Origin of the sequence: Tahibacter caeni, assembly GCF_024609805.1 — a bacterium.
GTDB lineage: Bacteria > Pseudomonadota > Gammaproteobacteria > Xanthomonadales > Rhodanobacteraceae > Tahibacter > Tahibacter caeni.
In genome coordinates this window covers 1-13,304 of the sequence record NZ_JANFVR010000120.1, presented here as the reverse complement: position 1 = coordinate 13,304, position 13,304 = coordinate 1, and the positions used below count along the sequence as shown (strand labels likewise).

The 13,304-nt window shown below is 71.4% G+C and carries 10 protein-coding genes; 5 read left to right on the top strand and 5 right to left on the bottom strand.

Going from position 1 to position 13,304, the window contains the following annotated elements; all coding sequences use genetic code 11:
• The 3 genes from NON22_RS12090 to NON22_RS12080 all read right to left on the bottom strand — a co-directional run.
• Positions 1-288, bottom strand: a 288-nt coding sequence (locus NON22_RS12090; RefSeq protein ID WP_257387187.1) for a VOC family protein, incomplete at its 3' end; no start/stop codon positions are given.
• Positions 174-680, bottom strand: coding sequence for an endonuclease domain-containing protein (locus NON22_RS12085; RefSeq protein ID WP_257387186.1), 507 nt, complete (start codon positions 678-680; stop codon positions 174-176). The genes NON22_RS12090 and NON22_RS12085, both read right to left, overlap by 115 nt.
• 313 nt (positions 681-993) lie before the next feature.
• The gene (locus NON22_RS12080; protein WP_257387185.1) at positions 994-1,788 is read right to left on the bottom strand and encodes an enoyl-CoA hydratase-related protein; all 795 of its coding nucleotides are present in this window, start codon (positions 1,786-1,788) and stop codon (positions 994-996) included.
• Between the two features lie 309 nt (positions 1,789-2,097).
• Here NON22_RS12080 and NON22_RS12075 point away from each other — a divergent pair, with 309 nt between their 5' ends.
• The 5 genes from NON22_RS12075 (at position 2,098) to NON22_RS12055 (ending at position 5,712) form a co-directional block, all read left to right on the top strand.
• On the top strand, positions 2,098-2,346 hold the full coding sequence (locus NON22_RS12075; protein WP_257387184.1) for a FeoA family protein: 249 nt from the start codon (positions 2,098-2,100) through the stop codon (positions 2,344-2,346).
• A complete protein-coding gene (feoB, locus tag NON22_RS12070) occupies positions 2,343-4,187 on the top strand; it encodes a ferrous iron transport protein B (protein ID WP_257387183.1) in 1,845 nt (614 codons plus the stop codon). The genes NON22_RS12075 and feoB overlap by 4 nt, the downstream gene beginning before the upstream one ends.
• Positions 4,184-4,501 carry a DUF6587 family protein gene (locus tag NON22_RS12065; RefSeq protein WP_257387182.1) on the top strand — a complete coding sequence of 106 codons (318 nt, stop codon included), beginning with the start codon at positions 4,184-4,186 and terminating at the stop codon, positions 4,499-4,501. The genes feoB and NON22_RS12065 overlap by 4 nt, the downstream gene beginning before the upstream one ends.
• A 133-nt stretch (positions 4,502-4,634) precedes the next feature.
• The gene (locus tag NON22_RS12060; RefSeq protein ID WP_257387181.1) at positions 4,635-5,141 is read left to right on the top strand and encodes a pepsin/retropepsin-like aspartic protease family protein; all 507 of its coding nucleotides are present in this window, start codon (positions 4,635-4,637) and stop codon (positions 5,139-5,141) included.
• 145 nt (positions 5,142-5,286) lie between these two features.
• Positions 5,287-5,712 (top strand): hypothetical protein, encoded by a 426-nt coding sequence (locus NON22_RS12055; RefSeq protein ID WP_257387180.1) that lies wholly within the window; start codon positions 5,287-5,289, stop codon positions 5,710-5,712.
• 57 nt (positions 5,713-5,769) lie between these two features.
• Here NON22_RS12055 and pbpC read toward each other — a convergent pair whose 3' ends face one another.
• Positions 5,770-8,136, bottom strand: coding sequence for a penicillin-binding protein 1C (gene pbpC, locus NON22_RS12050; protein ID WP_425507973.1), 2,367 nt, complete (start codon positions 8,134-8,136; stop codon positions 5,770-5,772).
• Positions 8,137-8,369: 233 nt separating this feature from the next.
• Positions 8,370-13,265, bottom strand: coding sequence for an alpha-2-macroglobulin family protein (locus NON22_RS12045; RefSeq protein ID WP_306673782.1), 4,896 nt, complete (start codon positions 13,263-13,265; stop codon positions 8,370-8,372).
• Positions 13,266-13,304 lie beyond the last annotated feature (39 nt).

The window sequence follows — 13,304 nt, the reverse complement described above, 5'->3', positions numbered from 1 at the left end:
GTTGTCCTTCGCGCCCGCGGCCAGCGCGGCCGCGTGGAACGCGTCGACGGCGGCGCGGTCGGCCGCGGCGAACGCCAGGTGCAGGCCGTCGCGCGTGGGCCTGCCGCCGGTGCCTATCCAGAAGTCCGGTTTCCCGTCCTTGCCGAAGCCCGCATGGCGTGCGTCGGTGCCGGTCATTTCCGGCGTGACTTCCATGACCACGCCGTAGCCGAGCGGCGCGAGCACGGCGCCGTAGAAACGCAGGCTGCGGTCGAAGTCGACGACGGTGATGCCGATGTGGTCGAGCATGTCAGGGGTCCTCGTGCGGTTTCGCGCCGCCGGTCGGCGGCGCCCTGGAGCAGCGCGTCGAAGATCCGTACGAGCACGGATTCTTCGTCGCGGAGTATTTCCGTATTCCAGAAGCGCAATACGGCGAAGCCGCGCCGCTGCAGATCGCGATCCCGCCGTTCGTCGCGCGCGTCGGCATGCTGCCCGCCGTCGACTTCGATGACGAGCCGGCGTTCGAGGCAGACGAAATCGACCACGTAGTTGCCGACCGGATGCTGACGCCGGAACCTGGCGCCGTCGAGCTGGCGCAGGCGCAGGTGGCGCCAGAGCCGGCGTTCGGCGTCGGTGGCATCGCGGCGCAGCCGGCGCGCGATCTTCGCGCGGCGGATGAAGGCGTTCGTCTGGCCGTGCATGGGGTGTCTCCTCGCCGGGGTACGACGAGGATGTGACGGTCCTCCGCTGCAGGCATCGGCGTTTTGCGCGTCGTGGGCTCGGTGGATTCTGAGATGAGGTTCGGCGCTGCGGCAAAAACCCATCCCCACCCATACCCTCCCCTTGAAGGGGAGGGTGTTTCCCGCGATCTCTCAGATGTTGGAACCGGCCAGCCGTGCGCAATTCTTGCGCGGTTCTCTTCCATCGGCGCACGCCGTATCAAGCCCTCCCCTTCAAGGGGAGGGTATGGGTGGGGATGGGGTTCGCGCCGCCCGCCCGAATCCATCGCAGCAATCAGCCTTCCCGCGCCCAGTCCGGCGCGCGCTTGTCGAGGAACGCGCCGAGGCCGTGCTGGCCTTCGGCGGAGACGCGCAGGCGCGCGATCAGCGCGGCCGTGCCGGCGTCGACGGTCTGCTGGTGTTCCGGCGTCATGCCGGCCATGGACAGCGCGAGGCGCTTGGCTTCGGCCTGGGCCAGCGGGCCGCCCTTGGCCAGCCAGTGCAGGCAGCGCTCGACGGCGGCGTCGAGCTCGCCGGTCGCGACGGTTTCGTGCAGCAGGCCGATGCGGCGCGCTTCGGCCGCGTCGAACACTTCGCCGGTGATGAACAGGCGCCGCGCCGCGCGCGCGCCGATCGCGGCGATCACGTACGGCGAGATCACGGCCGGCACGAGACCGAGCTTGACCTCCGACAGCGAGAACTTGGCCCCGTCCACGCCGATCGCGACGTCGCAGCAGGCGACGAGGCCGACGCCGCCGCCGTAGGCGGCGCCGTTCACGCGCGCGATCGTCGGCTTGCCCAGATAGTTCAGGGTGCGCATCAGTGCGGCGAGCTTCAGCGAGTCGGCCAGGTTGTCCGCTTCGCTGGCCTGGGCCATCGCGCGCATCCAGTTCAGGTCGGCGCCGGCGGAGAACGACGCGCCTTCGCCGGTGAGCACGACCGCGCGCACGGCCGGGTCGGCGTCGAGGCGCTGCAGGGTCGCCGTGAGCTCGGCGATCAGCTGTTCGTCGAAGGCGTTGTGCACGCCGGAACGGTTCAGGCGAACCTCGGCGACGGCGCCGCGGACGGCAAGCGCGACAGTGGCGGTCATGGATCCCTCCCTCCGGGAAAACCGGATGATAACGGCGCGCCCGCGGCCAGGCCGAGCCCCAGGTCCGGACATCCGGCCGGACGTCGGGCAGCCCGCTCGGGCTCGGCGCGCCATCGGATGACACCGACACGGCGTACGTGCGCTCCCGGAATCAAACGCTTACGAGATCGACGCGCGAGCGGGCCGTTTCCACAGCGCTCGCAGGCTGCATCCCGACGGCTGCCCGCCCGGACCGGCAAAGGTCGAAGCGCCGCAACGGCCGCGTTCGGATATAATCGCGAACCATTCTTATTCAAAGCGTATCTGCCTGTGCGACTTTCCGAACTGCTTCCGGGCAATACGGCCGTCGTGCGCGAGGTCGAGGACGTCGGCAGCGCCGATCCCATCGCCCGGCGCCTGCGGGACCTGGGCTTCGTCGCCGGCGAGCCCGTGAAGCTCGTGACGCGCGGGCCGGTCGGCGGCGATCCGCTGCTGGTGCAGATCGGTTTCACGCGCTTCGCGCTGCGTCGCAGCGAAGCGGCCCGCGTCTGGCTGCAGGCGGCCGGAGCGACCCCATGAGCAGTGCGGAGACGGCTTTGCGCATCGCCCTCGTCGGCAATCCCAACTGCGGCAAGACCGCGCTGTTCAACCTGTTGACCGGCAGCCGGCAGAAGGTCGCCAACTACGCCGGCGTCACGGTCGAGCGCAAGCAGGGCCGCTACGTCGCGCCGTCGGGCCGCGTCGTCGACCTGCTCGATCTGCCGGGCGCCTACAGTCTCGACGCGGCCAGTCCCGACGAAGCCATCACGCGCGACGTCTGCCTCGGCATCGCCGCCGGCGAGACGCGGCCGGACCTGCTGGTCTGCGTCGCCGACGCGACCAACCTGCGCCTGCACCTGCGCTTCGTGCTCGAAGTGCGCCGCCTCGGCGTACCGGTCGTGCTCGCGCTGAACATGATGGACGCGGCCGCGCGCCGCGGCATCCGCATCGACATCGCCGCGCTGGAGCGCGAACTCGGCATTCCGGTCATCGAGACCGTCGCGGTCAGGCGCGCCGGCGCGCGCGCGCTGATCGAGCGCATCGACGGTCCGCTGCCGGCCTTGCCCGACGCCGGTCCCGCGGATCTGGACCTGCACGCGGAAGTGCGCCGGCTGCTCGCCGCGACGGTCCGCATGCCCACGCGCACGGCGGCGACCGACGACGCGATCGACCGCGTCGCGCTGCATCCGGTCTGGGGCCTGGTGCTGCTCGGCGTGCTGATGTTCCTGATCTTCCAGAGCGTGTTCTCCTGGGCCGAGCCGCTCATGGACGCGATCGAGAACGGCATCAAGGCGCTGGGCGCGTTCAGTGTGGCCGCGCTGCCCGAAGGGCCGCTGCGCAGCCTGCTCGCCGACGGCGTGTTCGCCGGCATCGGCAGCGTGCTCGTGTTCCTGCCGCAGATCCTGATCCTGTTCCTGTTCATCCTCGCGCTCGAGGAATCCGGCTACCTGCCGCGCGCGGCGTTCCTGCTCGACCGGCTGATGTTCAAGGCGGGCTTGAGCGGCCGCTCGTTCATTCCGCTGCTGTCGAGCTTCGCCTGCGCGATCCCGGGCATCATGGCCACGCGCAGCATCCAGGATCCGCGCGACCGCCTCGCGACGATCATGGTCGCGCCGCTGATGACCTGCTCGGCGCGGCTGCCGGTGTACACCCTGCTGATCGCGGCCTTCATTCCGCAGCGCACGGTCGCCGGCGTCTTCAACCTGCAGGGCATCGTGCTGTTCGCGCTCTACGTCGCCGGCATCGTCAGCGCGCTGGCCGTCGCGTTCGTGATCAAGCGCCTGCGCCGCGACCGCAGCGAACATGCGCTGCTGCTCGAGCTGCCGTCGTACCGCTGGCCGCATCCGCGCGATCTCGCGATCGGCCTCTGGGAGCGCGCCTGGATCTTCTTGAAGCGCGTCGGCGGCATCATCCTCGCGCTGACCGTGCTGCTGTGGTTCCTGTCGAGCTTCCCGGCGCCGCCGGATGGCGCGACCGGGCCGGCCATCGACTACAGCTTCGCCGGTCGCATCGGCCGCGCGCTCGAAGTCGTGTTCGCGCCGGTGGGCTTCAACTGGCAGATCTGCATCGCGCTGATTCCGGGCCTGGCCGCGCGCGAAGTCGCGGTCTCGGCGCTCGGCACGGTGTATGCGCTGTCGGGCAGCGACGACACCATCGCCGCCGAGCTCGGCCCGCTGATCGCCGGCCAGTGGCCGCTCGCGACGGCGCTGTCGCTGCTGGTCTGGTACATCTTCGCGCCGCAGTGCCTCTCCACCTTGGCAGTGATCCGGCGCGAGACCAATTCCTGGCGCAACGTCTGGATCGCCGCGGGCTATCTGTTCGCACTGGCCTATGCGGCCTCGTTCGTCACCTACCAGGTCACGCGGATGCTGACGTCATGAACGCCTCGCTGGCCTGGCAGTACGCGATCGTCGCCGTGCTCGTCGCGTTCAGCGCGCTCAGCGTGCTGCGCAAGTACCTGCCGTCGGTCTGGGGCCGCACGCTCGCGCTGATCGCCGGTGCGCTCGAGTCGCCGCGGCTGCCGGCTCTGCTGCGCCGCCGCGGCGCCGCGCTGCGCGCACGGATTCCGGCCAAGGTCGGCAGCGCCTGCGCGAGTTCGGGCGGCTGCAGCAGCTGCGGCGCCTGCGGCAGCAGCGCCGATGCCAAGCCCGCGGCCCTGCCGCTGGCAGAACCGAGGCCGCTGCGGCGGCACTGAACGGCGCGGCGGACTTTCCCGCGCACTGAGCTGGCTGCCGTGTATGCCGACGGCTGCGCCGGCGCAGCGCGCGCCTGGACGCCGCCATCGTGCACCGCTAGCCTGAGCCACTCGCTCCTGCAGGCGCACCGCCATGCGATCGTCATCGTTGTCTCCGGTGTTCGTCGCGGTCGCCGGCCTTGCGGCGTTCATCGTGCTGACCGGGTTTCTGCTGCCGGCGCAGGTCGCTTCCCATTTCAGCGCCCCCGGCCGCGCCGACGCGGCGCTGCCGCGCGCCGGCTACCTCGGCTTCATGCTCGTGTTCGGCGCGGCGCTGCCGCTGTTCGTCGCGATCCTGTCCGACCGGCTGCTGCGCAATCCCCGCACGCCGCTGAACCTGCCGCATCGCGACTACTGGCTCGCGCCCGAGCGTCGTGCGGCGACCGTCGACTTCCTCTGCCGCCAGAACGCCGGCTTCGCCGTGCAGCTCGCGGTATTCCTCGGCTACGTGCACGCGCTCGTCGTCTACGCGAATCGCCTGCAGCCGCCGCGGCTGCCGTCGGTCGCGTTCGTCGCCGGGGTACTGCTGTTCGTCGCCGCGGCGGTCTGGCGGGCGATGCGGCTGATCGGCCATCTGCGCAACGTGTCGCGGCGCCGGTGACGGCCTTGCGCGAAGCGCAACGGCTGTCGAGCGGGACTCCGCGGTCGCGCCGGCGCAGCCCAGCGCACGCTCCGTTACCGGCGTCGCTCCGCGGCGACCTGTGCGAGGATGGCCGTCTCGGTGTCATCGCTGCGGGTGCTTGCGCATGAACGGTTCAGCTGCCGCCAGTTTCATCAACCTCGATCTGGAGCTTGAATCGGGCGAGGATCTCGCGCCGCTGGCCGCGCATTTCGGCAACAAGGTCTTCGTGCTGCACTGCGAGGAGGATGCCGGCCGCTTCCGCCTCGCGCTCGAAGCGGTGATCCGCGGCGCGCTGAGCGAGGACGCCGCGGCCTGCACCGAGCATTTCCTGACCTTGCTCGAGGCACTGCCGCCGCCGTTGCAGGCGTTGTGGCAGCGCTGTGACCGACGCGTGTTCGACTACGGTTTCGAGGGCGGCACGGATGGGCCGCCGTGCCTGGCCCTGCTCGGCAGCGATCAGTTGCGCCGCATCGCCGGATTCGCCGCGGATCTGCGCATCACGGTCTATCCGTTCCAGCCGTCGTCGGCGGACGCTGCCGGCCTGCCCTAGTCTCGCGCCGGCGGGCGAGCCCGCCCAGGCCGGACGCGCCACGCGCGCCGTCGGCGTTCAGCGCAAGACCTGGATTTCCACTTGTGCATAGTTGCCGGCCCGCGTCAGCGCCGTGATCGCCTGCGGGCCGGCTTCGCCGAAGTCGTGCTCGAACGGGCGCGACGCGTCGAGCGTCGCTTCGATGCGGCCGTTGACCAGCCATTGCACGACACCCTGGGCGCCCAATGCGCGCAGGGACAGATGCGGCGGCCGCGTGCTGCCGGGCGCGCGCACGAGGCTGCTGCCGGGCGCTACGCCGGCGATGCGCAGGCTCGCGCCGGCGTCGAGGCCGTCGTCGGCGCAGCCCGGCGCGAGCGCCGGCAGCTGCGAGGCCTTGCGCTGCCAGTGCGGCAGCCAGGGCTGGGCCAGTGCGGGCCAGCGCGCGACGACGATCTCTCGTTCCTGCGCGGCATGGCAGCCGCCGCTGAGCCGCAGTCCGCTGCGCGCATCCACGCGCAGGCGCAGGCGCGCATCGTGCCAGTTGCCGGCGTCGCGCTCGGGCAGGGTGGGCGGGACGCCGCCGTCGAGTATCCAGGCCTTGCGCTTTTCCTGGCACAGCTGCGGCTGCGCCGGCTCGAACGCCGTGCCGAGCGGCCAGCAAATGTCCATTTCTGCGACTGTGGACGGCGCGGCGGCCGGCGCGGCGTCCTCGGCCGCGTGCGGCAGGCTGTCGACGGCCTGGAACAGCAGCGGCAGCGCGGTGATCGCGCCGTACTGGCCCGGCACCGGCGTGCCGTCGGGACGGCCGACCCAGACGCCGACGGTGTAGCGCCGCGTCGTGCCGAGCGCCCAGGCGTCGCGGAATCCGTAGGACGTGCCGGTCTTCCAGGCCAGCCGCGCGCGCCGCCCCGGATCGAAGGTGTCGCGGCTCTGGCCCGGCCGCAGGTTCGCTTCGAGCATGCTGCGCACGATCCACGCCGCGCCGGGACTCAGCAGGCGGCGTTCGGCCAGCGCGTCCCCGGCCTGTAGCCGCACCCGGCCGGCCAGGCCGCCGCGATTGAGCGCGGCATAGGCGCCGACCAGATCTTCCAAGGTCGCGCCGGTGCCGCCGAGGATCAGCGCGAGATTGGGCCCGGCCCCGCGCGGCCAGTGCAAGGTCAGCCCCGCATTGGCCAGGCGCGCGGCGAAGCGCGCCGGGCCGACGCGGTCGAGCAGGTCGACGGCCGGCACGTTCAATGACAGGCGCAGCGCCTCGGCGGCGGCGACCGGTCCGTTGAAGGCCTGGTCGAAGTTGCCGGGACGGTAGTCGCCGAAGGACTGCGGCGCATCGACGAGCAGGCTTTCCGAATGAATCAGGCCGTCATCGAGCGCGAGGCCGTAGAGGAACGGCTTCAAGGTCGAACCCGGCGAACGCGCCGCACGCACCATATCGACGTAGCCCAGGCGCTGCGGGTCGGCATAGGCGCCGGAGCCGACGTAGGCCAGCGCCTGCAGGCTCGCGTTGTCGACGAGCAGCAGCGCCGCGGACGTGCGCTCGGGCAGGCGCGCGAGATAGTTCTGCACGCGCGCTTCCATCGCCGCCTGCAGCTCGCGGTCGATCGTCGAGCGCAGGCTGCGCGCAGCGGGATAGGCCGCGCGCAGGCGCTGGGCCAGCAGCGCCGCATCGAGCGGCGGCTCCAGGCTCCGCGCGGCGACGTTCTCGCGCCGCGCGTCGGCGACGGTCGCCGCGTCCCAGCGGCCGAGCTCGCGCATGCGCTCGAGCAGCTTGTCGCGATAGCGCTGCGCGAGCGCCGCGTGGCGGTCGGGACGCAACCGGCTCGGCGCCTGCGGCAACACCGCGAGCAGCGCGGCTTCCGCGTGGCTGAGCCGCGCCGCGGGCTTGCCGAGATAGGCCCAGGACGCGGCTTCGACACCTTGTATCGTGCCGCCGAACGGCGCGTGATTCAGATACAGCGTGAGGATTTCGTCCTTGCTCAGATGCGCTTCGAGCTGCACCGCGCGCAGCAGCTGCTTGATCTTGCCGAGCGCGCTGCGCGAATGCGGATCGAGGATGCGCGCGACCTGCATCGTCAGGGTCGAGCCGCCCGAGACCGTACGCCCGTAGCGCAGGCGTTGCGCCGCGGCGCGCGCTAGCGCGAGCGGATTGATGCCCGGATGGCGGCGGAACCAGCGGTCCTCGTAGGTCAGCAGCGCGTCGAGGTACAACGGCGAAACCGCGTCCGGCGCGACCGGGTAGCGCCAGGTGCCGTCGGCGTCGGGAAACGCGCGCAGCGGCCTGCCGTCGCGCGCGAGCACGACGTTGCTGCCGCCGCGTTCGTCCGGCAGCGGCAACGGGAACAGCCGGTCGAGCACGACGGCGAGCAGCACGGTCGCGACGACGGCGGCGATGATCGCGCGCATCCAGCGCCGGCGGAGGCCGCGACAGGCGAGGGCGAACGCGCGCATGGCGCCGCGCGTCGTCGGTGGCGAAAGCGTAGCGGCGCGCGCGGCTTCCGGCACGGCTAAGGTCCGCTGCGGCGGCGGGCCGAAACGGCCCGGCCTGCGTGTTGCGCGCGGCGCCTTTCGCGCACCGGTTGCCTGGCAGTCGGATGCGATGGCGGGGTTCGCCTCACGCCTTCGTCATCCGAAGCCGGCTGGCGCAATCCACCGTCGGCCGGAACGACGCCGCGGCCGGCCGCTCACGGCTGTACCACCGTCACGCGCGCGGGTTCGCTGCGCGCGACGCCGCGGACCTGCGGCCGGTACATGTCCTCGACCGTGGTTGGCGGCACGCGGTAGTTGCCCGGCGACACGGCGCGCACGAGGTAGAACACGTGCGCGGGCTGTCCGGCCGACAGGTTCAGCGCGGCGACGTAGCGGTCGTCGCGGAACTCCTCGTGGCGCACGTCGGCGGCGTAGGCGCGTTCGGCGATCTGCACGCCGTCGACGACGACGTCGGCCCACTGCTTCGCATCGGTCAGGTTGAAGTTCTCGATCTCCAGTCCGCCGGGCAGCAGGTCGATCAGCAAGGCGTCGCGCACGGCTTCCTTGGCCTCGACGTTGATGCCGACTATCAGTCCTTCGCCTTCCTTGAGTTCGCCGCCGTCCCACGGCGTACCGTCGAGCGCATACCACCGGCGCTCGATGCGGATCTGGCTGTCGTCGGCCGCCGGCGCGGTCTTCGGAATGCCGGCGACGTCTTCGCTGACGTAGAGCGGCGCGTTCGCGTCGGGCACGAAGCGCACGCCGGCGCGCAGAGCGGCCGCGTCGAAGCGGCGGCTCCAGATCGTCGCGGGTTCGACGGTTTCGCTTGCGCCGCCGAGGCTCAGAGTGCCGCCGACCTTGCTGTCGCCGCGCGCGATCAGCGCCTTGGCCAGGCGCGCGAGCGCGGCCTGTTCCTGCGTGCTGAGCCAGTGCACGCGCTGCCCGGGTTTGCGCGAGACGAGCTCGCGGCCGAGCGCGACGACCGACTCGTCGTAGGCCGGCTTGTCCAGGCCGGCGCGATGGGTCAGCGCGACCATCAGCGCCGCGTCGCGCAGTCCGGAGCCGTAGTCGCCGAGCCAGCGCGGCCGCTCTACGGTCTTCGCGAACGCCTCGTCGAGCGCCTTCTGGCCGCGCACCGCGTCGCCGCTGGCCTGCAGCGCGATGCCCAGATGCACCAGCGGCAACGCGGTGATCGACTTGCCGCGCTCGTTGTCGAACAGGGTGCGCAAGGTGCCCAGCGGCGCGCGCTGCACGCGCGAGAGCACGTAGGCCGACCAGGCCTGGTCGGCGAAGCGCAGGTGATCGGCGTTGTCGTAGGCGTAGTACGGATGGCCGCCCGACAGCAGGTCGTCGTTGAGCCGCTTGAGCGCGCCCTGCAGCACGCTCTCGGGCACGGCGAAGCCGGCGTCGCGCGCGTCGAGCAGGAACTCGGTCACGTAGGGCGTCAGCATCGTGTCGACGGCGCCTTCGCCGCCCCACATCGAGAAATGCCCCGACGGCACCTGCAGGGCGGAGATGCGGCTGATCGTCTCGTCGAGCAGGCGCCGGCGCGTCGCTTCGGGCAGCGGCGCGATGCCGAGGTTCTTCGCATTGTCGCCGTCGAGCACGAGCACGCCGTAGCCGCGACTCGTGGTCTGCTCCACGCAGCCGTAGGGATAGCCGAGCAGGCCGCGCAGCGCGCTCGCGAACGGCAGCGGCGGCAGCGCGCTGACGCTGAGATCGGCGCTGATCGAATCGGGAATCAGGCCCTCCATCGCGCCGACGCCGAGACCCAGGCCGGCGCCGGGCTGCAGCACCTGCGGCGCCGAACGCAGTACCGCGGGCCAGGCCGGGCGCACGGCGATCTCGAAGTCGCGGCGCAGGCTCAGTCCGGCCGACTCGGCGATCACGCGGAACTTGCCGACGCCGACGCCTTCGTCGGCCGACAGCGCGAACTGCAAGGTCTTCTTCGCGCCGTCGGCGAGCTTCTGCGTGCGCACGGCGTCGGCGATGCGCAGCGGCGCGGCGGCCTCGAGACGCACGTGGAACTCGCGTTCGCTGCCGGAGAAATTGCTGAGATCCAGGGTCAGGGTCGCGCTGTCGCCGGGCGCGAGCACGCGCGGCGTCGACACTTCGGCGACGAGCGGCGCGCGCACGACGGTCTCGGTCTCGGCACCGCCGTAGCGGTCCTCGCCGAACACGAGGCCGCTGACGCGCAGGCTGCCGTTGAAATCCGGCAGCGGCAATTCGATCGTCGCGTTGCCGTGCGCGTCGAGCTTGACCGCGCCGGAGAACAGGTCGACGGTCTGCACCTTCGCCGTCGGGCGGCGCGCCTGCGGCAGGGCGGCGGGCGCCATGTCGCCGCCGTAGCGCAGCCTGGCCAGCGCGCCGTCGAAGCTCTCGATCAGGCGCCCGTAGAGATCGTACGCATCGACGCCGAAGCGGCGCTGGCCGAAGAACCAGGCGTTCGCGTCGGGCCGCGCGAAGCGCGTGATGTTGAGGATGCCCAGGTCGACGGCCGACACGGTCACGTAGGCAGTCTTGCCGGCCAGCGCCGGCGCCTTGACTTCGACCGGCAGCGGCAGCTCGGGCCTGGTCTGCTTCGGCGCGCTGATCGCCACGGCGATCTTGCGCTCGTTGCGATCCATGGCGACGTAGGCGACGCCGACCGCGCGCGCCGGCGTGACCTTGCTCGCGGCCGAGCCGCCGCGCAGCACCAGCGCGCTGACGTAGACGTCGTGGCGTTCCCAGTCCGCGGTGACCGGGATCTCGAACGTCGTGGTGTCCTTCACGCTGATCGGCCGCGTGTACAGCAGCTTGTCGCTTTCGACGAGCAGCAGGCCGGTGCCGGCCTGCGGCGCGGTCACGCTGACCTTCAGCGTGTCGCCGGCGCGGTAGCGCTCCTTGTCCAGCGCGAGCTTGATCTTGTCCGGCCGCGCCTCCTTGCCGCGGTTCTCGTCGTCGGGACTCCAGCCGGCCGTGAACGCATAGCGCATGGTCAGGCCGGTCGCCGGATCGAGCACCTCGATGCGATAGCCGCCCCATTCCACGGGCACGTCGAAGCGGACCGCCTTGCCGGCGGTCGCCGCGATGTCGCGCGTCTCGACGGTCTGGAAATTGCGCGTGAAGTCGAAGCGCCAGCCGCTCGCGCGGTCGTAGCTCCAGTGATAGTCGCGGTTCTCGCGCACGAGACTGAGCCTGAGATCCGGCGCGGCGAGCAGCTCGCCGGCCGCGTCGGCGCGGATCAGCTCGAAGCCTGCGCGGCCGTTCGCGCCGGGACCTTCCTTCGGATCGAACAGGGGGCGCAGGCCCACGAGCGCGTCGGCCGGCCAGACCGTGCGCTTGAGCGTGCGCGTGACGCTGCGCCCGCCGCTTTCGTAGACGCTGCCCGACAGCAGCGCGGCGATGGGCGCGCTCGCCTTGAGTTCGCCGAGCACGTCGATTTCGCTGCGCAGACGGCCGCGTTCGTCGAGCGCCGCGTCGACGACGTCGCGCGCTTCCCTGGGCAGTTCGAGGGTGGCGTCGCCGAAGAAGAAGTCCTTGTGCATCTCCAGCGGATGCGCGTCGTTGGCCAGGGTCAGCCGCGCGCTGAAGCGGTTGCCGGCAGCCGGCGCGCCGTAGAGATAGTCGCCCTGCACGGCCAGCGCGAGCTTCTCGCCGGGTTTCAGGCGCGCCTGGTCCGCGGCGAGATCGAGCTTCAGGCGTTCGGGCAGGAATTCCTCGACGCGCAGGCTCAGCGCCTGGTTCGCCTCCTTGGCCGCGGGATCGAGGCGGAACTCGATCTGCCAGCGCCCGGTCGGCGCGTCGGCCGGCAGGGCCTGGCTCCATTCGAGATAGCCGAGTTCGCGCGGTTCGAGCCTGGCCTGGCTCCACGGGCGGCCGTCGGGCTGCTTCAGGGTCAGGAACACCGGCTGCGGCGGAATCGGCTTGCCGTCGCTGTCGCGCAGCAGCGCCGAGATGCGCAGGGTTTCGCCGGGGCGGTACAGGTCGCGACCCGACCAGGCGAACACGTCGAACCAGGACTGGCGCCGGCCGGCCACGGCGAAGTCCGACAGATCCAGCGCCGGCTGGTTGAACGGCAGCAGCGACACGTCGCTGCCGCTGCGCGCGACGAGCACCTGGTTCGCCGTCAGCGCATAGTTCAGCAGCGCGTTGCCGTCGGCATCGGTGCGCGCGTCGAGCACGCTCTCGCCCTTCGCGTCGAGTATCGACAACGCGACGTCGGTCAGTGCCGCGCCGGACTTCAGCGAGGCCGCGTGCACGAACAACTGGTCGCGATAGGCGCGCGTGTGCAGGCCGATGTCGCTGACGAAGAAGAAACTCGTCTCCCATTCGCCCTGGAAGCTGCCGGCGCGCTTCATCGCCGCGAAATACAGGCCGGGCTTGGCCAGGTCGGGAATGTTCTGGATCGGCAGGTAGGTCAGGGTGCGCTCGTTCGGCTTGCCGCCGAGCACGAAGCGGTTGGCGTAGATCGAGTCGGCGATGCGCGCGACCGGCGCGCCCTTGCGGCCCCACCAGCCGCTGTCGGCGTCGAGGTCGTAGCTCGAGCGGCGCTCGTTGTTCTGGTAGGCGGCGAAGAACGTCGACAGTTCCTTGTCGCGCACGCGCAGGAATTCGACGTCGACTTCGGCGACGTTGACCGAGACCACCGGAATGCCGCGCGTGTCGCGCGCCGGCAGGACGCTGCCCTGCGAGGCGAAGCCGACGGCCGGTTCCAGCGGGCCGGTGAAGATCTCGCGCGTCGCGTCGCTGCCGAGGGTGCTGCCGTCGGCGGCGGCCAGGCCGGCCTTCAGCGCGACCGCATAGGTCTGGTTGGCCTGCACGTACGGAAAACGCAAGGTCTTGCCGTCGTCGTCGAGCGCCCAGCTGCCGCTGACCGCCGCGCCCTTGGCGTCCTTGACCGCGAGCAGTTCGTCGAAGGCCTGTGCGCCGACGACGGTACGGTTGAATTCGAGCACGAGCGCGAGCTGGCCCTGATACTGCGCGGCCTGCGCCGCGCTGACCGCGAACGCCGCGGGCCTGGCCGTGTCGGCGGCGCTTTCCTTGGCGACCGGCTTGCCCTGGGCCTGCGGCAGCTGTGGTTCCGTGCGGCTGCACGCGGCGAGCGCGAGTGCGCAGGCGGCCAGCAGCAGGCCGTTGCGCCAGCCGTGGCCAGGTCGGAAGAGCGTCGT